At 58.9% G+C, this 24,689-nt stretch carries 25 protein-coding genes and 1 other RNA gene; 16 read left to right on the top strand and 10 right to left on the bottom strand.

Translation table 11 applies throughout. From position 1 onward, the window contains the following. The first annotated feature begins 170 nt into the window (after window positions 1-170). Both NTD86_RS13350 and NTD86_RS13345 read left to right on the top strand, forming a co-directional pair. Window positions 171-623: a glycine zipper domain-containing protein gene (locus NTD86_RS13350; protein ID WP_262202905.1), complete on the top strand. Its 453-nt coding sequence runs from the start codon at window positions 171-173 to the stop codon at window positions 621-623. Between the two features lie 245 nt (window positions 624-868). Continuing rightward, window positions 869-1,786 carry a hypothetical protein gene (locus NTD86_RS13345; protein WP_262202903.1) on the top strand — a complete coding sequence of 306 codons (918 nt, stop codon included), beginning with the start codon at window positions 869-871 and terminating at the stop codon, window positions 1,784-1,786. A gap of 142 nt (window positions 1,787-1,928) precedes the next feature. Here NTD86_RS13345 and NTD86_RS13340 read toward each other — a convergent pair whose 3' ends face one another. Further along, window positions 1,929-2,396: an Lrp/AsnC family transcriptional regulator gene (locus tag NTD86_RS13340; RefSeq protein WP_262202901.1), complete on the bottom strand. Its 468-nt coding sequence runs from the start codon at window positions 2,394-2,396 to the stop codon at window positions 1,929-1,931. Window positions 2,397-2,523: 127 nt separating this feature from the next. Here NTD86_RS13340 and NTD86_RS13335 point away from each other — a divergent pair, with 127 nt between their 5' ends. The 6 genes from NTD86_RS13335 to NTD86_RS13310 all read left to right on the top strand — a co-directional run bounded on the left by NTD86_RS13335 (window position 2,524) and on the right by NTD86_RS13310 (window position 7,937). Next, entirely contained in the window at window positions 2,524-2,850 is a 327-nt protein-coding gene (locus tag NTD86_RS13335; RefSeq protein WP_262202899.1) for a hypothetical protein, read from the top strand. Window positions 2,851-2,961: 111 nt separating this feature from the next. Next, window positions 2,962-4,731, top strand: a complete 1,770-nt coding sequence (locus tag NTD86_RS13330; RefSeq protein WP_410016979.1) for a GspE/PulE family protein — start codon at window positions 2,962-2,964, stop codon at window positions 4,729-4,731. A 94-nt stretch (window positions 4,732-4,825) separates the two neighbouring features. After that, on the top strand, window positions 4,826-5,746 hold the full coding sequence (locus tag NTD86_RS13325) for an SPFH domain-containing protein (RefSeq protein ID WP_262202897.1): 921 nt from the start codon (window positions 4,826-4,828) through the stop codon (window positions 5,744-5,746). A 3-nt stretch (window positions 5,747-5,749) separates the two neighbouring features. Further along, window positions 5,750-6,199, top strand: coding sequence for an NfeD family protein (locus NTD86_RS13320; RefSeq protein ID WP_262202896.1), 450 nt, complete (start codon window positions 5,750-5,752; stop codon window positions 6,197-6,199). A 65-nt stretch (window positions 6,200-6,264) separates the two neighbouring features. Further along, window positions 6,265-6,579, top strand: coding sequence for a DUF2388 domain-containing protein (locus NTD86_RS13315; RefSeq protein ID WP_262202895.1), 315 nt, complete (start codon window positions 6,265-6,267; stop codon window positions 6,577-6,579). 215 nt (window positions 6,580-6,794) lie between these two features. After that, entirely contained in the window at window positions 6,795-7,937 is a 1,143-nt protein-coding gene (locus NTD86_RS13310; RefSeq protein ID WP_262202894.1) for a DegT/DnrJ/EryC1/StrS family aminotransferase, read from the top strand. Between the two features lie 90 nt (window positions 7,938-8,027). On the opposite strand, the gene gcvH is transcribed toward NTD86_RS13310, so the two are convergent. The 8 genes from gcvH to NTD86_RS13270 form a co-directional block, all read right to left on the bottom strand. Further along, window positions 8,028-8,411 carry a glycine cleavage system protein GcvH gene (gcvH, locus tag NTD86_RS13305; RefSeq protein ID WP_262202893.1) on the bottom strand — a complete coding sequence of 128 codons (384 nt, stop codon included), beginning with the start codon at window positions 8,409-8,411 and terminating at the stop codon, window positions 8,028-8,030. 62 nt (window positions 8,412-8,473) lie between these two features. Then, a complete protein-coding gene (gene gcvT / locus NTD86_RS13300) occupies window positions 8,474-9,556 on the bottom strand; it encodes a glycine cleavage system aminomethyltransferase GcvT (RefSeq protein WP_262202892.1) in 1,083 nt (360 codons plus the stop codon). 156 nt (window positions 9,557-9,712) lie between these two features. After that, window positions 9,713-11,329: an ABC transporter permease gene (locus tag NTD86_RS13295; protein WP_262202890.1), complete on the bottom strand. Its 1,617-nt coding sequence runs from the start codon at window positions 11,327-11,329 to the stop codon at window positions 9,713-9,715. Between the two features lie 143 nt (window positions 11,330-11,472). Further along, window positions 11,473-12,474 (bottom strand): extracellular solute-binding protein, encoded by a 1,002-nt coding sequence (locus NTD86_RS13290; protein ID WP_262202889.1) that lies wholly within the window; start codon window positions 12,472-12,474, stop codon window positions 11,473-11,475. A gap of 106 nt (window positions 12,475-12,580) precedes the next feature. Next, window positions 12,581-13,798 carry a 2-octaprenyl-3-methyl-6-methoxy-1,4-benzoquinol hydroxylase gene (locus tag NTD86_RS13285; RefSeq protein WP_262202953.1) on the bottom strand — a complete coding sequence of 406 codons (1,218 nt, stop codon included), beginning with the start codon at window positions 13,796-13,798 and terminating at the stop codon, window positions 12,581-12,583. Window positions 13,799-13,888: 90 nt separating this feature from the next. Beyond that, the gene (gene ubiH, locus NTD86_RS13280; protein WP_262202888.1) at window positions 13,889-15,076 is read right to left on the bottom strand and encodes a 2-octaprenyl-6-methoxyphenyl hydroxylase; all 1,188 of its coding nucleotides are present in this window, start codon (window positions 15,074-15,076) and stop codon (window positions 13,889-13,891) included. After that, window positions 15,073-16,407, bottom strand: coding sequence for a Xaa-Pro aminopeptidase (gene pepP, locus NTD86_RS13275; RefSeq protein WP_262202886.1), 1,335 nt, complete (start codon window positions 16,405-16,407; stop codon window positions 15,073-15,075). Before pepP ends, ubiH begins: the two co-directional genes overlap by 4 nt. 29 nt (window positions 16,408-16,436) lie before the next feature. Next, on the bottom strand, window positions 16,437-17,000 hold the full coding sequence (locus NTD86_RS13270; protein WP_262202885.1) for a YecA family protein: 564 nt from the start codon (window positions 16,998-17,000) through the stop codon (window positions 16,437-16,439). A 134-nt stretch (window positions 17,001-17,134) separates the two neighbouring features. Between NTD86_RS13270 and NTD86_RS13265 the strand changes: the two genes are divergently transcribed. The 4 genes from NTD86_RS13265 (at window position 17,135) to NTD86_RS13250 (ending at window position 18,562) form a co-directional block, all read left to right on the top strand. Then, window positions 17,135-17,344 (top strand): TIGR02449 family protein, encoded by a 210-nt coding sequence (locus NTD86_RS13265; protein WP_262202884.1) that lies wholly within the window; start codon window positions 17,135-17,137, stop codon window positions 17,342-17,344. Continuing rightward, complete coding sequence (locus NTD86_RS13260; RefSeq protein WP_262202882.1) at window positions 17,341-17,658, top strand: cell division protein ZapA; 318 nt, start codon at window positions 17,341-17,343, stop codon at window positions 17,656-17,658. Before NTD86_RS13265 ends, NTD86_RS13260 begins: the two co-directional genes overlap by 4 nt. Before the next feature lie 31 nt (window positions 17,659-17,689). Beyond that, a non-coding RNA gene (gene ssrS / locus NTD86_RS13255) (6S RNA) lies at window positions 17,690-17,867 on the top strand. A gap of 89 nt (window positions 17,868-17,956) precedes the next feature. Next, complete coding sequence (locus NTD86_RS13250) at window positions 17,957-18,562, top strand: 5-formyltetrahydrofolate cyclo-ligase (RefSeq protein ID WP_262202880.1); 606 nt, start codon at window positions 17,957-17,959, stop codon at window positions 18,560-18,562. A 44-nt stretch (window positions 18,563-18,606) separates the two neighbouring features. On the opposite strand, the gene NTD86_RS13245 is transcribed toward NTD86_RS13250, so the two are convergent. Continuing rightward, window positions 18,607-18,756, bottom strand: coding sequence for a hypothetical protein (locus NTD86_RS13245; protein ID WP_262202878.1), 150 nt, complete (start codon window positions 18,754-18,756; stop codon window positions 18,607-18,609). 196 nt (window positions 18,757-18,952) lie between these two features. Between NTD86_RS13245 and NTD86_RS13240 the strand changes: the two genes are divergently transcribed. The 4 genes from NTD86_RS13240 to NTD86_RS13225 all read left to right on the top strand — a co-directional run bounded on the left by NTD86_RS13240 (window position 18,953) and on the right by NTD86_RS13225 (window position 24,372). Further along, window positions 18,953-19,426 (top strand): EVE domain-containing protein, encoded by a 474-nt coding sequence (locus NTD86_RS13240; RefSeq protein WP_262202877.1) that lies wholly within the window; start codon window positions 18,953-18,955, stop codon window positions 19,424-19,426. Window positions 19,427-19,562: 136 nt separating this feature from the next. Further along, the gene (locus NTD86_RS13235; protein ID WP_262202876.1) at window positions 19,563-20,528 is read left to right on the top strand and encodes an HlyD family secretion protein; all 966 of its coding nucleotides are present in this window, start codon (window positions 19,563-19,565) and stop codon (window positions 20,526-20,528) included. Next, complete coding sequence (gene rbbA / locus NTD86_RS13230; RefSeq protein ID WP_262202875.1) at window positions 20,525-23,254, top strand: ribosome-associated ATPase/putative transporter RbbA; 2,730 nt, start codon at window positions 20,525-20,527, stop codon at window positions 23,252-23,254. Before NTD86_RS13235 ends, rbbA begins: the two co-directional genes overlap by 4 nt. Next, entirely contained in the window at window positions 23,254-24,372 is a 1,119-nt protein-coding gene (locus tag NTD86_RS13225) for an ABC transporter permease (protein WP_262202874.1), read from the top strand. Before rbbA ends, NTD86_RS13225 begins: the two co-directional genes overlap by 1 nt. Window positions 24,373-24,689: the final 317 nt, after the last annotated feature.

The following is a 24,689-nucleotide window of genomic DNA, read 5'->3' as shown; positions in this document are numbered from 1 at the left end:
TAGAAATTGGCCTGTCTGAACCACAAACAGACCCACGAAAAAACATTAAGTTCCTCAACAAAAACAACAAGTTATGTAAATTCATATAACTCGTGTTACTGGTCGGATTCCGATTGTAACCCTCCCCCTCCAGCCTCAGGATCGCGCCGTCATTCTTTTGAGGCTCACCCATGAAGCTCCCCTCGATTCTCTTGTTGTCCCTTGGCCTGGTCAGTGGCGTTGCCTCAGCCGGTGGCACCACCGAAGCCGGTGTGGGCGGCGCATTAGGCGGGGTGCTGGGCGCCGTAGTCGGCCAGCAGTTGGGCGGCTCGACCGGTTCAACCATTGGTGCAGGCGTGGGTGGCGCGGCAGGCAGTGCCGTGGGGGCCGATAAGCGCAACCGTGGCGAAGCGGCAATCGGTGGCGCACTGGGCGCGGCAGGGGGCAACGTGCTGGGGCGCGGAGCCGGCGGCAGCACTGGCGCACTGGTTGGTTCGGCTGCGGGCGGTGCGGCTGGAGGTGCACTGGGTAACTACATGGGTAATAAAAGCGACGCCAACGATCGTCGCTACGACCGCGATGACCACCGAGGCCGCGGTCATGCCTACGGTCATCACAAGAAAAGAAAACACCGTCACCACTGACACCCCCAAACGGGAGACCACGGTCTCCCGTTTTCAATGGCTCGCGGCCACGCCGTCTCCCCCGTGCCAGTGCATTACGCCCGCTTGCATTTGCCTGAATCATGCAGGCTGCATGATTGGTGTTTTCGGTCTAAATCCTATCTCGTTGAAATATAAAGAGTTCACTGGCAAATCGGTCTTGGCATGCCCCCTGCAATTCCTTGAATGAAGGCTGCACCTCATTTCATTTCAGGAGCACAACAATAATGATCGGGACGACAGAGCACTATCCACCTGCCCCGCAGGATTCCTCCAACCAATCAGGCGTGTCTTGGGCCGCCATTTTTGCGGGTGCCGCCGCCGCGGCTTCACTCTCTCTACTGCTGGTTTTATTGGGTGCCGGATTGGGCTTTTCGGCCATTTCACCGTGGGCCGATGAAGGTGTAGGCGCCAAAGCGCTGGGCTTCACCGCAATTATCTGGCTGGCCCTGACGCAAATCATTGCCTCAGGCATGGGCGGTTATCTGGCGGGGCGCCTGCGGGTCAAATGGTCCAGCATGCACGGCGATGAAGTGTACTTTCGCGACACCGCACACGGCTTTTTGTCGTGGGCTGTGGCCACGCTCGTCTCCGCCGTGCTGATCGCAAGTTCCCTGAGCAGCGCTATTGGTAGCGGCGTTCAGGCGTCGGCCAACGTGGCTTCCGGCGCGGCCTCCGCAGTGGGCAGCGCAGCCAGTGCAGCCGGCGAGCACATGCGCAAAGAAGACAAAGGCCCGAACTATTACATCGACAGCCTGTTCCGCAATGAAAACGGCACGTCTTTGAGTGAGGAGGATGTACGCGGGGTTGTCAGCCGTATTCTGGTTCGCGGCCTGCAGGACGGCGAACTGAATGCTGACGATCGCGGCTACCTGGCGCAAATCATTGCCCAGCGGACCAACCTGACTCAGCCTGAAGCCGAGCAACGCATTGACCAAGTCTATGGCAAAGCACATCAGGCCATCGAAGACGCCAAGGTCAAAGCCAAGGAAGCGGCTGACGTGGCCGCCAAAGCTGCCGCCTGGAGCACCTTGTGGGCCTTTATCACACTGCTGCTGGGCGCGTTCTTTGCCAGCCTGTGTGCAACCTTCGGTGGTCGCCGTCGCGATGCCGTGACCTACCTCACAACCGGCAATGACCGTTAACTCTGGAGAATAAAAATGCGCTCGATTCTATTGTTCTTTCTCGGTATCCCTATCCCGATCATCATCCTGATTGCGCTGTTCGTTCACTGACAGCTGCTTGAAAATGGCCTTCCTCGCGAAGGCCATTTTTTTTGCACGCCATTCATTGAACCGGCAAGCACGTGGTGGATTTGATCTCAGACAACGCGACGATCGAGTTCACTTCTTGAATGCCCGGCACCATCGACAACTTCTCGAAAAAGAAGCGCTCATAAGCCTCGATGTCCGCCGTAACAATGCGCAGTAAAAAATCCACTGCGCCCATCAGCACATAACACTCCAGCACCTCGGGAAAACCGCGAATCGCATCGGTAAATTCGGTGAAGTTGGAGCGCCCGTGAGCGTTCAGTTTGATCTCGGCAAAAATCTGCGTGTTGAGACCGATTTTCTTGCGGTCCAGCAGAGTCACTTGCCCGCGAATAATGCCTTCGTCTTTCATCCGCTGAATGCGCCGCCAGCAAGGCGATTGTGACAACCCCACCTGTTCGGCAATCTGTGCGCTGGACAATGAAGCGTCTTCTTGCACAAGCGCGAGAATGCGCCGGTCATACGCGTCGAGGTCACCTTGCATAAAAATACCTATGGATAATTTAGTCGCGACTTGAATAAGTCTTTCTTTCGCTTAATCGATACATCTTAGATAAAAAAAACCCCGTCCGACGTGTAAATATTTCTCCAGCCTAATCAGGAGTAATTGCATGTCGCCTCTGGAAGCCGTCCATCCCTCAACCCGCCCCGATGTCTGGGCCAGCCATGCAGCGCCGTGTGCCGTGCGGTTTATCATCCAGGCAGAAGCAGAAGCCGATGTGCTGTGCCGGATTTTGAATCTGTTTGCCTTGCAGCAGCTCATCCCTCAGCAGGTTGAAGTAATGCGTGATGAAGACAGTTTCAGCATTGAAATTGTCAGCGATGAACAAAGCTGGCACCGCGCTCAGGTAATTGGCGAAAAATTACGCAATCTGATCAGCGTGTTCGACATGACGCTGGAACCCGCTCAACCGGCCAGGTCCGCACTAACCGGGTAACAGCCCGCAACGATTGCCCCGGCCATGATCAGCCCAGGGTGACTAGGCTTCACACAACGCAGACAAGGATACGTCTGCGCTGGTGTTTGAAGACGTCCCCAGGAGCTGTCCATGCGCAATGCCCCGCCTCATGACCAGTGGCTCACCCTCAAGCAACTGTTACCCGTCCTGCTCGCACAAGGCCGCCTGCTCCCTGGCTGTGCGGAGCAGGCATTGATCCGCAGTCGCGACCCGCTCAATAGCGATGTGCATCCACTGGTGTTTCTGGCCAATCAGCACTTGGAAGACCCTGCCCGCCCCGGCAAGACCCTGGACCTTGAAACCCTGACCGCCTGGCTCGCCGCGCAATTCGCGCAACCTTACCTGCGCCTCGACCCGCTGAAGATCGATGCCGCAACGGTAACCGGGCTGATGTCGTTTGCCTTCGCCCAGCGCCACAAGATCCTGGCCGTGGCAGCCGATGAGCACGCCATCACTATTGCCAGCGCCCAACCCTGGGTCAGCCGCTGGGAGGCAGACCTCAAACACTTGCTCAAGCGCCCGATCAAGCGGGTGATTGCCAATCCGCTGGAGATCCAGCGGCTAAACGCGGAGTTTTACCAACTGGCCAAATCGGTGAGCGGGGCCGCGCTGCTTGATCAAAAAACCAGCCACTCAACCGACCTGGAACAAGTGTTGACCCTGAGCGGCGGCGGCCAGGAACCCGACGCCAACGATGCGCACATTGTGAATATCGTCGACTGGCTTTTTCAGTACGCCTTTGAGCAGCGGGCCAGCGATATCCACATCGAACCCCGTCGCGAACAGGGCGGCGTGCGCTTTCGCATCGATGGCCTCTTGCATCAGGTCTACCAGTTCCCACCGCACGTCACGGTGGCCATCGTCAGCCGCCTCAAGAGCCTGGGGCGGATGAATGTCGCCGAAAAACGCAAACCCCAGGACGGTCGGCTGAAAACCAAAACTCCGGCCGGAACCGAAGTGGAGCTGCGCCTCGCCACCTTGCCAACCGCCTTTGGCGAAAAACTGGTGATGCGTATTTTCGATCCGCAGGTGGTGCTCAAAAGCTTCGATCAACTGGGCTTTGACGGCGAAGACCTGCAGCGCTGGGAGCAGATGATCCGCCAGCCCAACGGCATCATCCTGATCACCGGGCCGACTGGCTCCGGCAAAACCAGCACCTTGTACGCCACGCTCAAGCAACTGGCCACCCCGCAGGTCAACCTGTGCACCCTTGAAGACCCGATCGAAATGATTGAACCGGCGTTCAATCAGATGCAGGTCCACGCCAACATCGACCTGAGTTTCGCCAGCGGGGTGCGAGCCCTGCTGCGCCAGGACCCCGACATCATCATGCTGGGCGAGATCCGCGACCTGGAAACCGCCGAAGTTGCCATTCAGGCAGCCCTGACCGGGCACCTGGTGCTGTCCACCCTGCACACCAACGACGCCCCCAGTGCGATCAGCCGCCTGCAAGAACTGGGCGTTGCGCCTTATCTGATCAAGGCCACATTGCTGGGCGTGATGGCCCAGCGGCTTGTCCGCACATTGTGCCCGGAGTGCAAGACCGAGCAGCCCATGCTCGCGCACGACTGGCAGGGCTTGGCGCCCGACCCGCTCACTACACCCCCTGCGCATGCCTGGCGGGCCAATGGCTGCCTGGAGTGTCGAGGCACGGGTTATTGCGGGCGGGCCGGCGTCTACGAAATCATGCTGATGAGTGACCGCCTGAAGGCACTGATCAATCCGCAAACCGATATCACGGCCCTGCGCCGCGAAGCCTGCAGTGAAGGCATGCGGCCTTTGCGGGTGGCAGCTGCACAAAAAGTGACCGCCGGCATGACCACTCTGGCTGAAACATTGCGCGTAACACCTGCATGTTGAATTGTTTTGTCTATTATTTAATCAGTTTGCATTTGGCTTGATGGTTAAACTTTGGCCCGCTTATAGCTCTCACACATCCAGACAAGGAATGGTTATGCAAGTGGGTACTGTTGTCCTGTTATTTGTCGCTTTGGCCATTGCCCTGCTTTTCATGGGTTTCAAGGTCGTACCGCAAGGTTATCAGTGGACGGTTGAGCGCTTCGGACGCTACACCAACACGCTAAAACCGGGCCTCAACATCATCATCCCGGTGATGGATCGTATCGGACGCAAGATCAATGTGATGGAGAGCGTGCTCGATATCCCGCCTCAAGAAGTCATCACCGCCGACAACGCCACCGTTCAAATCGATGCCGTGTGCTTCTTTCAGGTCGTCAACACGGCGCAAGCCGCCTATGAGGTCAATAACCTCGAACACGCCATTCGCAACTTGCTGCAAACCAACATCCGTACCGTGCTCGGCTCCATGGAGCTGGACGCGATGCTGAGCCAGCGTGACGGTATCAATGAAAAGCTTCTGCGCACGGTCGATGAAGCCACCGCACCGTGGGGCATCAAGATCACCCGTATCGAAATAAAAGACATCAGCCCTCCGGCCGATCTGATGGCCGCCATGTCCGGACAAATGAAAGCCGAGCGGATCAAGCGCGCACAAATTCTTGAAGCTGAGGGCCTGCGCGCCTCCGCCATCTTGACCGCTGAAGGTAAAAAACAGGCGCAGATCCTCGAAGCCGAAGGTGGCCGCCAGGCAGCGTTTCTCGAATCAGAAGCCCGCGAACGTCAGGCCGAAGCAGAAGCCAGGGCAACGCAAGTGGTTTCCGAAGCCATTGCCACGGGCAACGTGCAGGCAATCAATTACTTTGTCGCACAAAAATACATCGATGCACTGGGCCAACTGGCCTCTGCCGACAACAGCAAGGTCATCTTGATGCCACTGGAAGCCAGTCAGGTCATCGGTGCAGTCGGGGGTATCGGCGAAATCGTCAAAGCGACCTTCGATAACAAAAAGGCCTGATGCATGTGGGAGTTCATGCAAAACCTGAGCTACTGGGACTGGCTGGCGCTGGGCACGATTCTATTGATCCTGGAAGTGTTTGGTGCCGGCGGTTATCTGCTTTGGGTGGGCATTGCGGGCCTTATCGTCGGGGCCGTGACATTTATGATTCCCGCCTTGTCCTGGGCGCTGCAATTGCCCCTGTTCGGCATACTGGCAATCCTCACAGCGGTGTTGTGGTGGAAACGCCAGCGCAACACCATCGCCAACAGCAACCAACCTGAACTGAACAGTCGCGGGCACGAGTTGATCGGTCGCACGTTTATCGTGCAGCAAGCCATTGTGGAAGGCCGGGGCAAGATCAAAGTCGGTGATGGTGTCTGGATGGCAGTCGGACCTGACGCAGAAGTCGGCACCCCTGTGCGTGTAACCGCCCAAAACGGCACCGTGTTAAGCGTGGAGCGGGTGTCATAACGTAGGGAACTCCCTATCTACATCTACAATCAAACAGGGAACTAACTTATTCGGAGTCACCCATCATGCGCCTCAAATATGCTGTCGCCTCTATTGCACTGCTGTCCCTGCCTGTCGGCTCAGTCATGGCCGATGGTTTTTGGCGTGACGTCCTGTCTTCGGGGGCGACAACCGGTTCGACCTACCTGACGTTCAAAAAAGACCGCAAAGTGATTGCCGCTCAAGATGACGCCGGTAGCTTTGTTGCCAGCAACGGCGAAATTCGCGGGCCTTACCTTGAATCAGCGATGCAGCAAGTGCGTGCGGACAACCCGAACCTGAAGGTCAGCGACATGGAACTGGCCAACGCGATTCTGGTTAAAAACGCCACGTCAGAGTAAAGCTCACCATGTGTCGTCACTGCCGCAGGCTGCGCTAAGAATCGCGCCGGTAATCGCGCCGGCTTCGAGATAACGGATTGCTGCGCAATCCTTCACAGCCTGCGGCAGCGACTACGGGTTATTTCATTCAGCGTTCATACAGAATTTTCACCGGCTGTGAACAAGGCGCTGGGTATGCTTTACTCACCCAAATTCACATCGGACGTCTAGCCTCTATGAGTTCTCTGCCTTTCCTGCCGTTTTCCAAACCCACCATTGATGAAGCCACTATTGCTGCCGTAGGCGACGTGTTGCGCTCGGGCTGGATCACCAGCGGGCCAAAGGTTCAGGCGTTCGAGGCGCAATTGTCCGAGTACTTTGGCGGTCGCCCGGTGCGCACATTCAACTCCGGTACCTGCACCATGGAAATCGCCCTGCGCATCGCCGGTATCGGTGCGGGCGATGAAGTGATCACCACGCCTATTTCGTGGGTGGCCACCGCCAACGTGATCATCGAAGTCGGCGCCACGCCGGTGTTTGCCGATATCGATCCAGTGACACGCAACATCGACCTGGCCCAGGTGGAGGCCGCCATCACGCCACGCACCAAAGCCATTATTCCGGTGTACCTGTCGGGCTTGCCGGTAGACATGGACGCGCTCTACGCACTGGCGAAAAAGCACAACCTGCGCGTGGTCGAAGACGCCGCTCAAGCGCTAGGGTCGAGCTGGCAAGGGCAGCGCATTGGCGCCCGCGGCGACTTCGTTTCATTCAGCTTCCAGGCCAACAAAAACATCACCTCATCCGAGGGCGGTTGCCTGGTGCTGAACAACGAAGAAGAAGCGCGCCTGGCTGAGAAATATCGCCTGCAAGGCGTGACCCGCACCGGCTTTGACGGCCTGGACGTAGACGTGCTGGGCGGCAAGTTCAACATGACCGACATTGCCGCGGCGATTGGCCTGGGCCAGTTTGCCCACATCGAATCCATCACGGCTCACCGCCGTGAGCTGGCCAAGCATTACTTCGACTGCTTCGGTCCGGACTTTGAAGCCGAATACGGTGCGCAGCTGCCGGTGGCCGACTTCAACAACACCAACTGGCATTTGTTCCAACTGGTCTTGCCCGAGCGCAAAGACGGCCAGCCAGCACGTGCGACGTTCATGAAAGAGATGCAAGCATTGGGCGTCGGCATCGGTTACCACTATCCGCCGATTCACTTGCTGAGCTTGTACCGTGAGCGTGGTTTCAAGGAAGGGATGTTGCCGGTGGCCGAACGTGTAGGACGTTTAATCGTGTCACTGCCGATGTTTACGGCAATGACCAAGGCCGATGTGGAGCGCTCTGTAGAAGCGGTTAAAACAGTATTGAAAAACGCTTAACACGCGAAACTCTGTAGGAACGAGCTGGCCTCTCGATCTTTTGATCTTTTAAAAGATCGCGAGGCAAGCTCGCTCCTACAGGGGTTTGGTTTACTCGCCGATGGCGGCTTTGTAGCCTGCAGCGTCCAGCAGTTTTTCCAGCTCGGCGGTGTTGGATGGCTTGAGCTTGAAGATCCAGTTGGCGTACGAATCGTCGTTCAGCCCTTCAGGGGCATCCGCCAGCGCTTCGTTGACTGCAATCACTTCGCCCGATACCGGTGAGTAAATATCCGAAGCGGCTTTTACCGACTCCACCACACCAGCGGTATCACCTGCGGCGAAGACTTTGCCGACTTCCGCCAGCTCAACAAACACCACATCACCCAGCGCTTCCTGGGCGTGATCGCTGATACCTACGGTAATCGTGCCATCAGCTTCCAGACGTGCCCACTCGTGACTTTCAGCAAAGCGCAGTTCCGCAGGGATATTGCTCATATTCAGTGTCCTCAAGAAGAAATGTCAGCGGCGCGCACCCTGTGCGAGCCAGCCAGTAAACGTTAGATCAAGGCTTTGCCAAGACGAACAAAAGTCGGTTTAACCACGCGCACCGGGTACCACTTGCCACGAATCTCAACCTCGGCGCGATCAGCCGTTGCCATTGGCACCCGGGCCAACGCAATCGATTTGCTGAGCGTAGGAGAGAAACTACCACTGGTGATCTCCCCTTCGCCAACATCAGCGATGCGAACGACTTGATGAGCCCGCAGAACACCCCGTTCTTCGAGCACCAAACCCACCAGTTTGAGCCGTGAGCCGTTGGCTTTTTCTGCCTCCAGTGCTTCGCGGCCGATGAACTTGCGCGAGGCAGGTTCCCAGGCAATGGTCCATGCCATGTTGGCTGAAAGGGGCGAGACAGACAGGTGGATATCCTGCCCATAGAGATTCATGCCGGCTTCCAGACGCAAGGTATCGCGCGCGCCCAAGCCTATAGGAGAAATACCTGCGCCGACCAGATCGTTGAAAAACGCCGGTGCCTGATCGGCCGGGAGGAGGATTTCCAGGCCGTCTTCACCGGTGTAACCGGTACGGGCGATGAACCAGTCACCGCTGACCTGGCCTTCAAAGGGCTGCAACTGCTGAATAAGCTGGCCGCGGGCCTGACTTACCAGCTCAGCCACCTTATGCCGTGCCTGCGGGCCTTGAATGGCCAGCAGCGCCAGCTCAGGGCGCTCTTGCAACTGGACGTCATAGCCCTGCATCTGGGCGTTCATCCAGGCCAGGTCCTGCTCGCGGGTGGCGGCATTGACGATCAGCCGATAACCCGTCGGCAACAGGTAGACGATCATGTCGTCAACCACACCGCCGTTTTCGTTGAGCATGGCGCTGTAGAGGGCGCGGCCGGGCGTGTTCAGACGTTCGACATCGTTGGCCAACAAATGCTGTAGCCATTCCTTGGCCTGATCCCCGGTGACGTCAATCACGGTCATATGCGAGACATCAAACACTCCGCAGTCGCGTCGCACCTCGTGGTGCTCCTCAACTTGCGAACCGTAATGCAGGGGCATATCCCAACCGCCAAAATCGACCATCTTCGCGCCAAGGGCGAGGTGCAGGTCATACAAAGGCGTACGCTGTCCCATGGGTTTCTCCTTCCGGGCTTGGCGAAGGTGCGGACAGGGGTTGGCAACGTTTCAGGCCGTTGAAAGAAGCCTTGCCGCGTTTAACAAACGTCCTGGCCTGACAGACAGACCGCACCGAATGCCGCGCATTGTAGCCGTATGCAGGAGGACTGGCACCTAACCGTTGCGATGTGCCGAGCGGCGAATCAGGCCGATCACGGGTAGCAAACCGACCAGAACCAGCGTCAAGGCAGGCAGCGAGGCCCTTGCCCACTCGCCTTCACTGGTCATCTCAAAGATCCGTACCGCCAGCGTATCCCAGCCAAATGGACGCATCAGCAGCGTGGCCGGCATCTCTTTGAGTACATCGACAAACACCAGCAACGCGGCACTCAAGGTGCCCGGCAGCAATAACGGCAGATACACTTTGAAAAACAGTCGTGGGCCACTCACCCCCAGGCTACGGGCCGCCTCGGGCAACGAGGGCCGGATACGCGCCAGGCTATTTTCCAGCGGGCCATACGCCACCGCGATAAAGCGCACCAGATATGCCAACAGCAACGCTGACAGGCTGCCCAGCAACAGCGGTTTGCCCGCCCCGCCCAACCAGCCCGACATCGGCACCACCAGTTCGCGGTCCAGGTAGCTGAAGGCCAACATGATCGACACCGCCAACACAGAGCCAGGCAAGGCATAACCGAGGTTGGCCAGACTGACCCCGGCACGGATGGCCCGGGTCGGCGCCTGACGCCGGGCAAACGCCAGCACCAACGCTACACAGACGGTAATCAGCGCCGCCATGCTACCCAGATACAGGGTGTGCAGAATGAGCCCGGTGTAGCGTTCATCCAGATCGAACCGCCCGCGTTGCCAGAACCACACCACCAGTTGCAGCACCGGAATGACGAAGGCGCAGGCAAAGATCAGCAGGCACCAGCCGCTGGCCAGCCAGGCCTTGGGGCCACGCAAGTGATACAAGGCTTTGACCCGGGGCCGCTCGTTACTGGCACGGCTGGCACCACGCGCCCGGCGCTCGCCATAGAGCACGACCATGACCACCAGCAGCAACAGACTGGCCAACTGGGCAGCGGTCGACAGGCTGAAAAAGCCGTACCAGGTTTTATAGATTGCAGTGGTGAACGTGTCGAAGTTGAACACCGACACGGCGCCAAAATCAGCCAGGGTTTCCATAAGCGCCAAGGCGACACCCGCACCGATGGCCGGGCGTGCCATGGGCAATGCCACGCGCCAGAAGGCCTGCCACGGGCTTTGCCCCAAGATCCGTGCCGCTTCCATCAAACCTTTGCCTTGCGCCAAAAAGGCGGTGCGCGCGAGCAAGTACACGTACGGGTAGAACACCAGGATCAGCACGGTGATCACGCCGCCGGTGGAACGCACGCGCGGTAAACGCAGGCCCGTGCCAAACCATTCGCGCAGCAGGCTCTGAACGGGCCCAGCGAAGTCCAGCAAGCCGACAAAGACGAACGCCAGCACATAGGCCGGGATTGCAAACGGCAGCATCAGTGCCCAGTCCAGCCAGCGTCGACCGGGGAATTCGCACAGGCTGGTCAGCCATGCCAGGCTGACACCGAGCAAGGTGACCCCGATGCCCACACCGACGATCAGCGTCAGCGTGTTGCCCAGCAGGCGCGGCATCTGCGTATCCCACAAATGGCTCCAGATCTGCGCGTCAATGTCCTGCCAGGACAACAGCAAGACGCTCAGTGGCAGTAACACCAGAGCGGCAATGGCAAAGACCAGCGGATACCAGCGACGTTGGGCAGGATGGGCCACGAAAAACTCTCGGAAGGGATTAGTGCGGTCAAAAGTCCCTCACCCTAGCCCTCTCCCGGGGGAGAGGGAACTAAAAGCAAAAGCAGATCTATCTAACACCGCAATTGAGCTCCCTCTGGGAGAGGGCTGGGTGAGGGCTTTGATCAATTCCAGCCAGCGCGGTCCATCATGCGGATCGCTTCTGCCTGACGCTTGCCGGCCACTTCAACCGGTAATTCGTCAGCTTTGAAGTCACCCCAACTGGCCACCTCAGACGACGGCGAAACGTCCGGGTTAGCCGGGAATTCCTGGTTAGTGCCGGCAAAAATCGCCTGGGCCTCAGGGGTGGTCATCCACTCCACCAGCGCTTTGGCAGCTTCTGGGTGCGGCGCGTATTTGGTCAGGCCAATACCCGACAGGTTGACGTGAACCCCACGGTCGGCCTGATTCGGCCAGAACAGTTTGACCGCCAGATCGGGCTTCTGCTTGTGCAGGCGGCCGTAGTAGTAGGTGTTGACGATGCCGACGTCGCACTGCCCGGCGTTGATCGCTTCGAGCACCGCAATGTCATCGGAAAACACGTCTGTGGACAGGTTGTTCACCCAGCCCTTGAGGATTTCTTCAGTCTCTTTGGGGCCATTCACTTCGATCATGGTCGCGGTCAACGACTGGTTATAGACCTTCTTAGCGGTACGCAGGCACAGGCGCCCTTCCCATTTCTTGTCAGCCAGGGCTTCGTAGGTCGACAGCTCTTCTGGCTTGACCCGGTCAGTCGCGTAGGCAATGGTCCGCGCACGTAGGCTCAGGCCGGTCCACTCGTGGGTCGAGGAGCGGTATTGAGGCGGGATGTTTTTGTCGATGACCTCGGACTGGATGGGCTGCAGGATGCCCATTTGCTCGGCTTGCCAAAGGTTGCCGGCGTCCACGGTCAGCAGCAGGTCGGCCGTGGCGTTTTGGCCTTCAGCCTTGATGCGCTGCATGAGCGGCGCTTCCTTGTCGGTAATGAACTTGACCTTGACCCCGGTTTTAGCGGTGTAGGCGTCAAATACCGGCTTGATCAACTCGTCGATTCGCGAGGAGTAAACCACCACCTCGTCGGCAGCGAACGCGCTGCTCCCGAACACGGTAAGGGCCAGGGCTGTCAGTAGACGCTTGGGTACCAGCATGGAGGGTGGTCTCTCAAATGCGAAACGGGCGTAAATGGTAGTGAATCACATTTGCCAGCTCAACCGAACTCGCCCCAGAGGCGTTACCAGATGTTACGGCGCACCGTCAGGCCTTGGCCAACGGCGGCAGGTCGCCGGTGAGACCCAGCGCCTGACGTACGAACAGGGCCTTGGCCTCGGGCATCTGGTTGACCCATTTCAAACCGGTGTTGCGCACCAACCGTGCCGTCAGCGAATCCGATTGGAACAATCGCTCAAAGCCTTCCATCGCCGCCATCAACGCCAAGTTGTGGGGCATGCGGCGACGCTCGAAACGGCTCAGTACCCGCACATCGGCCAGTCGCTCACCGCGATCCACCGCGTGCAACAACACATCCGCCAGCACCGCGGCGTCCAGAAAGCCCAAGTTAACGCCCTGCCCGGCCAGCGGGTGAATGGTGTGCGCCGCATCACCGATCAACGCCAGGCCCTCAGCCACGTAACGCTTGGCATGACGCTGACGCAGCGGCACGCACACTCTTGGATCGGCACTCAATACGTTGCCCAGGCGCCCTTCAAAGGCGAACGCCAGCTCGCGGCAAAAGGCTTCGTCGTCCAGCGCCATCAACTGCTCAGCTTGCTCCGGGGTGGTCGACCAGACGATCGAGCACCAGTCCTGCTGGCCTTCACGCTCCAGCGGCAAAAATGCCAGCGGGCCGTGGTCGGTGAAGCGCTGCCAGGCGGTCTGCTGATGCGGCTGTGCGCAGCGCACGCTGGTGACGATGGCGTGATGCTGGTAATCCCATTCGCGGGTCTCACAGCCGGTCAGACGGCGCACGGCTGAGTGGGCGCCATCGGCCGCCACCACCAGCGGAGCGCGCAAGGTACGGCCGTTGGCCAAGGTCAGCAGCCAGTCGTCACCCGAGCGGCGCATTTGCTCCAGGCGGGCATTGGCCAGCATCTCGATGTCTGCCGCGTGGAGGCAATCCAACAAGGCGTCCTGCACCACGCGGTTTTCGACGATATGGCCCAGCACATCGGCGTGCACGCTGGCCGCCGAGAAATGAATCTGCCCAGTGCCGCTGCCATCCCACACATGCATGTGCGAGTACGGGCTTGTGCGCCGTGCGCGGATACCGTTCCAGGCACCCAGACGCTGCAAGATACGCTGGCTGGCGGCCGACAAGGCGCTGACCCGAGGCTCGAACGTGTCTTGAGCGTTGAAGGGTTTGACGCTGAGCGGGCTGCCGTCGAGCAGCACCACGTTCAGCCCGCTGTCTTTAAGCGCCAACGCCAAGGCGCTTCCGACCATTCCGGCCCCGACAATCAGCACATCTGCGCGCATTTCCATGCTTTAAGCCTGTCTCGCTCGCGGCCAGGGCCGCATTTAAAAAAGGGTAGTCGACACCGGGCGCGGTAAACGCCCCGGCCGCTATCAGCTGTCTGCGCGCGTGCCCAGGCCCATGGCCTGACGGGCAAACCAGCGCTTGGCGGGCGGCAGTACATCGAGGCCCATCAACCCCAGATTGCGGCCAAACGAAATCAGCGTTTGGTCACTGCCAAACAGCCGCGTCACTTGATCCGAGAAACCAATGGTCAACTGTTGGTCCAGCTGTTGACGCTGTTGATAACTCAGCAAGGTGGCCAACTCGCCAGGCCTTTGATCGCTCGACAGCAAGGCATCGGCCAAGGCCTGGGCGTCACGCAACGACAGGTTGAAGCCCTGACCGGCAATCGGGTGCAAGCTGTGCGCCGCGTTGCCCAGCACCACCAGGTTCGCACGCACCTGCTCTTCAGCTTCAATCAGCACGAGTGGGTACAGATGCCGCGCGCCAACCTGTGTGAGTGTGCCCAGTCGGTAGCCGAACACTTCCTGCAATTGGCTGAGGAAACTGCGCTCATCCAGTGCCGCCAGACGCTGCGCATCCATGCCCAAACGGGTCCAGACCAGCGCACAGCGGTTGTCGGGCAACGGCAGCAAGGCCATTGGCCCTTCGTCGGTAAAACGCTCGAAGGCCATGCCCTCATGGGGCTGGCTGGTGGAGATGTTGGCGATCAGGGCGCTCTGGTCATAAGGCCGCTTGCGCACGTGAATACCCAGTTGCTCGCGCAGCCCGGAACGCCCGCCATCGGCCAGCACTGCCAGATCGCAATCGAGCGTAGTTTCATCATTGAGGGTCAGGCGGTAGCCGTCTTCAAGCGGCTGCATGTGGATAACTTCTGACGGGCAACGCCAACTGATGACGTCAGGGTCCAGACTTTTCCACAGGCACTGGCCGAGCCAAGCGTTTTCGACCACATAACCAAGGGCTGGTACGCCTTCGTCGCTGGCCGACAAACGCGCCGTGGAGAAGCGCCCGCGATCTGACACGTGAATGTCATTGATCGGTTCGCCACGTTCGATAATCGATTGCCACACGCCCAGGCGCTCATAAATAAGCCGCGAGCCATAGCTCAGTGCCGATGAACGGGCATCGTAGCTCGGCTGGTAAGTGTTGCCGGGAGCGAAGGGTTCGATCAGCACGATCTTCCAGCCCCGCGCCTTGGCCCCGGCCTGCAATGCCAGGGCCAGGCTCGCCCCAACCAGCCCCCCGCCTATGATTGCCAGGTGAACGCGACTCATGCTGCGTTCGCCCGTGCGGCCGCCATCAAGGCTTCAATCTCGGCGACGGTTTTCGGCACGTCGCCAGTCAGGATTTCACAGCCATTTTTGGTGACTACGACGTCGTCCTCGATGCGCACGCCAATCCCGCGCCATTTTTTGGCAACCTGCTGGTTATTTGGACTGATATAGATGCCCGGCTCAACGGTCAGGGTCATGCCGGGCTCCAGCACGCGCCACTCACCGCCCACTTTGTATTCGCCAACATCATGCACATCGAGCCCCAGCCAATGGCCAGCGCGGTGCATGTAGAACGCTTTGTAGGCTTCGCTGGCGATCAGTTCGTCAACGTCGCCTTCCAGCAGGCCCAGCTCAACCAGCCCGGCGGTGATGACTTGTACGGTGATTTCGTGGGCCTGGTTCCAGTGCTTGTTCGGCGCAATTTCACCAAAGGCCGCCTCTTGCGCCGCCAGCACCAGTTCATAAATGGCTTTTTGCTCCGGGGAGAACGTACCGCTCACTGGGAACGTGCGGCTGATATCGCTGGCATAGCAGTCGATCTCACAACCTGCATCGATCAAAACCAGATTGCCGTCCTTGAGCGGGGCGTCGTTTTCCTGGTAGTGCAGGATGCAGCTGTTGTCTCCCGACGCGACGATCGAGCCATAAGCCGGCATTTTCGCGCCGCTTTTGCGGAATTCGTAATCCAGCTCGGCCTCCAGGCTATATTCGTGCAGCCCGGCGCGACTGGCTTGCATCGCACGGATATGCGCACGGGCCGAGATTTGCGCCGCGTGACGCATGACCTTGATCTCGGCGGCCGATTTATACAGACGCATGTCATGCAGCAGATGATCCAGAGCCACGAATTCATTTGGCGGCTGAGCGCCGAGGCTGGCCTTGGAGCGAATGGTATTGATCCATTCCATGAGGTGGCGATCGAATTCGGGGTTACTGCCCATTGCCGAATACACCCGGTCACGGCCTTCTATCAGCCCCGGCAAAATGTCGTCAATGTCGGCGATCGGGAAGGCATCGTCGGCCCCATAGTCGCGAACGGCACCCTCTTGGCCGGCACGCAAGCCGTCCCATAGTTCGCGCTCGGCATTTCGTTCGCGGCAAAAGAGCACGTACTCGCCGTGCACGCGGCCGGGGATCAGCACGATCACCGCCTGCGGCTCAGGGAAACCACTCAGGTACTGGAAGTTGCTGTCCTGACGGTACACATATTCAACGTCGCGATTGCGCACCGCCACGGCGGCGGCCGGGAGGATCGCAATACTGTTGGGCTCCATCTGCGCCATGAGCGCCTTGCGGCGGCGGGTGTATTCCGATTTCGGGATATGGATCATGGGCAGATGGCTTCCTTCTTGACGTTCAATCAGTGCAGCGAAGGCTTCGCAGCAGCAGCCTCATCAGGCTTTTTGGTTTCAGTGAACAGCAGCAATGGCGCGACGCGCAGGTATTCCATGACTTCCATGTAGTCGTTTTCGCCGTCATCCGACTCTTCCAGGGCGTCTTGCACCTGGGCAATGGCGGCCAGGTCCTGCAGCACTTCCTTGCCTTCTTCGCTCAAGGCATTGTCACGGTAGTTCAGGCCAAAACCGGCCAGGAAACCCTGGCACCATTCGCCCAGCGCAGCCGCGCGCTCGGTCAGCGGCACGTCATCGGATGGCAACAGCAGCACGACGGTCATGTCGTCACCGGTCAGTTCGCCCTTGACCATCTCTTGCAAACCGATCAAGGCATTGCGTACGTTGTCACTGATTTCGTTTTCGCTCTGGAACAGTTCGGTCGCGTCAGCCAGCCAGCCGTCATGATCGAAGCCAGCGCCAGCCGCGCTGCGCCCCAGCAACAGGCCGTGCAGTTCTGCAGGCGAAACAGTGTGGCCGCTGGTAGACAGCAGGTTGGCAAAGGCGTGATACGGGGAGTTCTGATTAGGCATGGTCAGCTAGGCGCCAAGCGGCGCTATGTCTAGAATGGAGGCCTTGTATCCTAGCATCGGCAGACGGGCTAGACCATCGAGGCGTCAACTGGCTTGGCAGTCACCCCCCATCAGAAAATACACAGTAGGACACAATGGAAGACAGCGACCTGCATGCACTGATGGCTAGACTCGAGTTGCTGATTACACGAGTCGAGCAACTTAAACGCCAAAACGGACTCCTAGTAGCTCAGGAAAAGACATGGCGCGAAGAACGCGCGCACCTCATTGAAAAAAACGAAATCGCCCGGACCAAGGTGGAATCGATGATTTCGCGTCTCAAAGCCCTGGAGCAAGACTCATGAGTACAAGCAGTAGCGTCACCGTCCACATCCTCGATAAAGAATATTCGATCATGTGCCCCCAGGAAGAGCGCGCCAATCTAGTGAGCGCTGCACGCTACCTGGACGGCAAGATGCGCGAGATCCGCAGCAGCGGCAAAGTCATTGGCGCCGACCGTATCGCCGTGATGGCCGCGCTGAACATCACCCACGACCTGCTGCACAAGCAGGAAGCGCCTGAAGTTCAAACCAGCAGCGCGACGCGTGAACAGGTGCGCGACCTGCTCGACCGTGTAGATCTGGTGCTGGCCACTGATCCGAACGAACGTCAGAGCTGATTCAAAACGTTTCTTTGGGGTATACTCTCGCCACTCCCTGGAGTATTCGCCAGTTAGCGATGTCCCTGAGCCGATTCGCAATACCCTGGAGCTTGCACGTTGGGCCGGTGTGCATGTCCGCTAGACGGAAAGCCTTAAGGTCTACTGCAACTTCCACCTTGAACTTTCGGGTTCAAGGGCCAAGCCGACAGCGGTACGTCGGGGAGCCTGATTTCACAGCACAATGCCAGCTCAGGGCTGGCATTGGCTGACCACGAGCCCACCGTCCGGGGCGCTCGATCCTGAACAGCACGCCATCATGACCGAACCTGCGACGCCCTCCCGCCCGCAACTTCGCCGCCTGCTGCGTAAAGCCCGCCGCGAATTGTCACCTTGCCAACAACGTCAGGCAGCCCGCGGCCTGTATCGGCAGCTAGCGCAACATCCGCTGTTTCGCCGCGCCAAACATATTTCGTTGTATCTGCCCACTGACGGTGAAATTGACCCGCGCCTCTTGCTGCGTGAAGCGCAGCGCCGGGGCAAGATCACCTACCTGCCGGTGCTCAGTGCCTGGCCCCGAACCAAGATGGTGTTCCAGCGTTATGCGCCGGGGGAAAAACTGATCCCCAACCGTTTCCGTATCCTGGAGCCGCGCATCAATCGCGCGCGCCAACGCAAAGTCTGGGCTTTGGACCTGGTGCTGTTGCCGCTGGTGGGATTTGATGCAAAGGGCGGACGATTGGGCATGGGCGGCGGCTTTTATGACCGCAGCCTCGCGTACCTGGCGCGTCGCCAAAGCTGGCGCAAACCGACGTTGCTGGGCCTGGCCCATGAATGTCAAAAAGTCGAGAGTCTGGCGCAAGCCAGTTGGGATGTGCCGTTACAAGGCACGGTCTCGGACAGCCAGTGGTACGTCGCGCATTGACCCGCAAGGCATCACGCTACGGCGATGCCTTCGTTCATGAGTGGTTAGCGTTTGAAAGGTTGTACTTGCTGTTGTGCCAGTTCTATCGGCGCATCGTTTGAAGTAGACCAGAGGCTTTGCGCATAACCGGTTGTCACCACGCCCAGACCGAACAAAATAACCAGCACCCACAGTAAATCCGGTTTGCGTTTCATCGATTGCCCCCCTTCAGGCAAATCAACACGATGTCAGCAACGGTTTTTGTTATAGGCCGTGCAGCAACGTCAAGCTTAAAATGGCGGCATTCTGAGGCAACACGAACGGACACGCAAACGCTGGTGTCAACCGATTGTCGGTTTATCCGCTTGTTGCCCGGCAAAATAACTACGCCATGTTTCAGGAGTCGAAAAAATGGCCTATTGGTTGATGAAGTCCGAGCCTGACGAGTTTTCAATCAAGGACTTGCAGCACATCGGCGAAGCGCGCTGGGACGGCGTGCGCAACTATCAGGCGCGCAATTTCATGCGTGCCATGGCCGTGGGCGACGAGTTTTTCTTCTATCACTCAAGCTGCCCGGAACCGGGCATTGCCGGCATTGGCCGCATCGCACAAGCAGCCTACCCGGACCCGACCGCACTCGATCCTCAAAGCCATTATTTCGACGCCAAGGCCAGCCCCGAGAAAAACCCATGGAGCGCACTGCAAGTCGCCCACGTGCAAACCTTCCCCAAGGTCATCAAGCTCGACTACCTGAAACAGCAAAGCGCTTTAGCTGAAATGCCATTGGTGCAAAAAGGCAGTCGCTTGTCGGTGATGCCCGTGACGGCCGAGCAATGGGCTGTTATCGCAGAGCTTCAAGCGGCAAGAAGTGAGCGGCAAGCTTGAAAGTTATGGCTTGGAGCTCAAAACTTTCAGCTTGAAGCTCAAATGCCGACTACGCTCACATCTTCCTTTGACTGGCATCAAGAGCCTTACGCCTTGAAACAGTCAAACTAGAGCGCTCTGTGACCAGGATGTCGGCATGTCGAAGAATCACCGTATTTCCCACTATTTCGTTATCCCTTTGGCAATTCTGCTGGTCGCAGCAGGCGGGTTTGGTTACTGGAAATCCCAGCATGACCGACTCCCCGAAGGCATTAGCATGGGCAATGGCCGACTAGAATCCACAGAAGTCCAAATCGCCGCCAAGATCCCCGGCCGCCTGGCCGAAGTGCTGGTCGATGAAGGTGATCGCGTAACCAAGGGTCAATTGCTGGCCCGCATGGACACCCGCACACTCGAGGCCAGCCGCGTCCAGGCCCAGGCCGAAGTGCAGCGGGCCCGCCAGGCAATGGCCGCCAACGAAGCCAACGTGCAATTGCGCCAGAGTGAAAAACTGCTCGCCAGCCAGGAACTCAAGCGCACCCGCCAACTGTCGCAACGCGGCTTTGCCAGCGGCCAGCAAGTCGATCAGCAACAGGCGCAATTCGACACCAGCAACGCCGCCGTCAGCGCCGCCCAGGCCCAAGTCGCAGCGGCTAAAGCGGCCATCGCCTCCAGCGAAGCCCAGGTCGCGCAACTCACCAGCGAAATCGAAGACAGCAGCCTGCGTGCGCCTATCGACGGCGTGATCCAGTTGCGCCTGGCCGAGCCCGGTGAAGTGCTGGGTTCGGGTGGTCGAGTGTTTATGATGATCGACCCGAGCGACCAGTACATGAACCTGTACTTGCCCGCTGCGGTGGTCGGCAAACTGACCGTGGGTGCCGAAGCGCGTATCGTCCTCGACGCCCTGCCCGACCAGGCGTTGCCGGCGAAAATCTCGTTTGTCGCGGCCAAATCACAGTTCACCCCCAAAGAAGTCGAAACCCGCGACGAACGCCAAAAACTGGTGTTCCGCGTCAAGCTGCGCCTGACCGACCCTGAAGCCGTGCCACAGGCAAAACCGGGCATGCCGGGCGCGGGGTATGTGCGAACCGCCGATGTGGACTGGCCGGCTAATCTGCAATGAGCGATCTGGCGATAAACGCCAGTGGCATCAGCCACCGGTACGGCAAACAACAGGCGCTGATCGACGTTGCGTTCAGCTTGCCCAAAGGCACCCGCTGCGGCCTGATCGGCCCCGACGGCGCGGGCAAATCGAGCCTGCTCGGGCTGATTGCCGGGGTCAAGAAACTGCAGGAAGGCACTCTTGATGTCCTGGGCGGCCCCATCGATGACCGCCATCACCGCAACACGCTCTACCCGCTGATTGCCTTTATGCCTCAGGGCTTGGGCGGCAACCTCTACCCCGAATTGTCTATCAGCGAAAACATTCGGTTTTTCGGCACGCTGTTTGGCCTGTCGAAAAAAGAATGTGAAGAGCGCATGGAACAGTTGCTCAAGGCCACCGATCTGGAGCGCTTCGCGGATCGCCCGGCGGGCAAGCTCTCGGGCGGCATGAAGCAAAAACTCGGTCTGTGCTGTGCACTGATCCATGAACCGGACTTGCTGATTCTCGACGAACCCACCACCGGCGTTGACCCGTTGTCACGGCGACGTTTCTGGGAACTGGTCGAAGACGTACGTAGCCAGCGCCCGCAACTGACGCTGTTGGTGGCAACGGCCTACATGGAAGAGGCCGAACAGTTTGAACATTGCCTGATGCTCGACCGCGGCAAACTGATTGCGGCCGGCCTGAGTACGGAGCTGGCTGCCGCCTCACCCAACGGCAAACTGGATGAAGCTTTCACCCATTACCAAGGGGACAGTGGTCACAGCAATGAGCCATTGGTGATCCCGCCGCGGACCGGCGACAACTCCGACATCGCCATTGAAGCCCACGACCTGACGCTGAAGTTTGGTGATTTCACCGCCGTGAACAAGGTCAGCTTTGCGATTGGCCGCGGCGAGATTTTCGGTTTTCTGGGCTCCAACGGCTGTGGCAAAACCACCACCATGAAGGTGCTGACCGGCTTGATGCCAGCCACCGAAGGCAGCGCCAAACTGCTGGGCAACCCGGTGAACGCCAAGGACCTGGCCACCCGCAAGCGCGTCGGCTTTATGTCGCAAAGCTTTTCGCTGTACGGCGAGTTGAGCGTGCGCCAGAACCTGGTGCTGCACGCGCAATTATTCGATCTGCCCAAGGACGAAAGCCAGACCCGCATCGAAGAGCTGATCGAGCGGTTCGACCTGGGCGACGTCGCCGACCAACAGTCCGGCGAACTGCCGCTGGGGTTGCGGCAGCGTTTGTCATTGGCGGTCGCAGTGCTGCACCGCCCCGAAGTGTTGATCCTCGACGAACCGACGTCGGGTGTTGACCCCGCCGCTCGCGATGACTTCTGGCGGCTGTTGATCGAGCTGTCGCGCGACCAAGGGGTGACGATCTTTTTGTCGACCCACTTCATGAACGAAGCGCAGCGCTGCGACCGCATCTCGCTGATGCACGCGGGCAAAGTACTGGCCTGCGACACACCAGACGCGTTGCAAAAACAGTTCAATGGCGAAACCCTTGAAGCCGCCTTCGTCACCTGCCTTGAGCAGGCACAAAACGATCCGGGCGCCAATCCATCCTCCGACAGCGAAACCGTCGCCACGCCCGCAGCCAGCGCCCCGCCGCCCAGCAAAAGTGGCTTTAGCCTGACGCGGCTGATTGCCGTGGCCAGCCGGGAATCCAAAGAGCTTTTGCGCGACAAGGTGCGCATGGCCTTCGCGCTGCTGGGTGCCGTGTTCATGATGGTAATTTTTGGCTACGGCATTTCGCTGGACGTTGAAAACCTTGCGTTCGCCGTCTACGACCAGGACCAGACCCCACAAAGTCGGGCCTACCTGGAGGCGTTCCGCAGTTCGCGTTATTTCGAAGAGCACAAACCGATCTCCAGCGCCGAAGAGTTACATAAACGCCTGCAACGCTCCGAGATCAAGATCGCCCTGGAGATACCACCAGGCTTTGGCCGCGACCTGTATGCCGGGCGCCAGCCCACCGTCGCTGCCTGGATTGATGGCGGCATGCCGTTTCGAGCAGAAACCAGCCGTAGCTACGTTCAGGCGGTGCATCAAGGCAACCTTGAACAGTTGAGTGCGCTGAGCAGCCTGGCGCAAAACAAACAGTCGGCGGCCAAACTGGAAGTGCGCTTTCGCTACAACCAGGACGTCATCAGCGTGAATGCCATTGGCCCCGGCGTAATGGCGCTGATCCTCGCGTTTATCCCGGCCATGCTCACTGCCTTGGGGATCGTGCGAGAAAAGGAGCTGGGTTCCATCACCAACTTTTACGCCACACCCCTGACCCGTCTTGAATTTTTGCTGGGTAAACAGGCGCCGTATCTGGCCGTCAGCCTGGTCAACCTGGCGTTGCTGGTGGCCATGAATCGCTGGCTGTTTGGCGTGCCGTTTAAAGGCAGTGGGCTCACTTTGGCATTGGGCGGAGTGTTGTATGTGCTGTCGACCACCAGCATGGGGCTGTTGATCTCGGCGTTCACCCGCACCCAGATTGCCGCCATTCTGGGCACTATGATCATCACCAGCTTGCCGACGATTCAGTTCTCGGGGCTGATCGTGCCGCGTTCCTCGCTTGAGGGCTCAGCGGCATTGATGGGCATGTTGTTCCCGGCCGGGCATTTCCTCGACATTGCCGTGGGCACCTTCACCAAAGCGCTGGACCTGCGCCAGCTGTGGCCACAATGCCTGGCGCTGTTCGGGTTCTTTGTCGCCTTCACCGGCCTGAGCCTGATCATGCTCAAGAAGCAGGAGGTCTGATGCATAAGCTCTCGCACATCCTGCGTTTGGGCCTCAAGGAGCTGACCAGCCTGCGTCACGACAGCGTGCTGCTGTTGTTCTTGCTGTATGCCTTTACCGTGGCGATTTACATGCCGGCGGCGGGCTCCATCATTGGCGTGCACAACGCCAGTGTCGCGATCATCGACGAAGACCACAGCGCCTTGTCACGCAAGCTCAGTGAGTCGCTGCTGCCGCCGGAATTCAAAACCCCGCAAGCCTTGCCCTATGACCAACTGGACGAGGCGCTGGACAAAGGCGAATACACATTTGTGATCAACGTGCCCGCCAACTTCCAGGCCGATTTGCTGGCAGGACGCGAACCTGCCGTGCAGCTCAACGTGGATGCCACGGCCATGAGCCAGGCGTTTATGGGGGCGGGGTATATCGGGCAGATTTTCCAGCGCGAGTTGCTTGATTACGCCGGGCAAGGCAATGCCGGCGCGAAAGCCCCGGCGCTGGTCAACAGCCGTCCGCTGTTCAACCCGAACCTGGAGGGCGGCTGGTTTTTGGCGGTGATTCAAATCGTCAACAACATCACCATTTTGGCCATCGTGTTAACGGGCACCGCGTTGCTGCGTGAGCGTGAACACGGCACCCTCGATCACTTGCTGGTGCTGCCGCTCACGGCACTGGAAATCATGCTCGCCAAGATCTGGAGCAACATGTTGGTCGTGGTGGTGTGCACCTGGCTGTCACTGGAAATCATCGTCAAATGGGCGCTGGGCGTGCCGCTGGCGGGCTCGTTGGCGTTATTTTTGATGGTAACCGCGCTGTACCTGTTTGCCAGTACCGCGCTGGGGATCTTCCTCGCCACGTTGGCCCGATCTACACCGCAATTTGGTCTGCTGGCCATCCCGGTGATCATCCCCATGCTCTTGCTATCGGGCGGCAGCACGCCGCTGGACAGCATGCCTGAATGGCTGCAATGGGTGATGCAGTGCTCGCCATCCACACACTTCGTAAGTTTGAGCGCGGCCATTTTGTTTCGGGGTGCGGGAGTAGATGTGGTGTGGCCGGACCTGCTGGCGCTAACGGCGATTGGTTTGGTGTTTTTTGCCGTCGCACTGGCCAGGTTCCGCAAGAGTTTGGCGTCGTGACATCGACCCTCACCCTAACCCTCTCCCGGAGGGAGAGGGGACTGATTGGGGGATGCTTAGGATTTTTGGCGATCTGAAAGCACTGCGCAGAATCTGAAAACGCCCCGGTAAGCTCCCTCTACACAGGGAGAACGGACTGATTGGGGGATGCTCAAGATTTTTGGCGATCTGAAAGCACTGCGCAGAATCTGAAACCGCCCCGGTAAGCTCCCTCTACACAGGGAGAGCGGACTGATTGGGGGATGTTCAAGATTTTGGCGATCTGAAAGCACTGCGCAGAATCCAAAACCGCCCCCGGTAAGCTCCCTCTGCACAGG

The sequence above is a fragment of the Pseudomonas sp. 7P_10.2_Bac1 genome, from assembly GCF_025465935.1.
Classification (GTDB): domain Bacteria; phylum Pseudomonadota; class Gammaproteobacteria; order Pseudomonadales; family Pseudomonadaceae; genus Aquipseudomonas.
The sequence above is the reverse complement of the archived record's forward strand: the minus strand, read 5'-3'. Positions and strand labels throughout refer to the sequence as shown.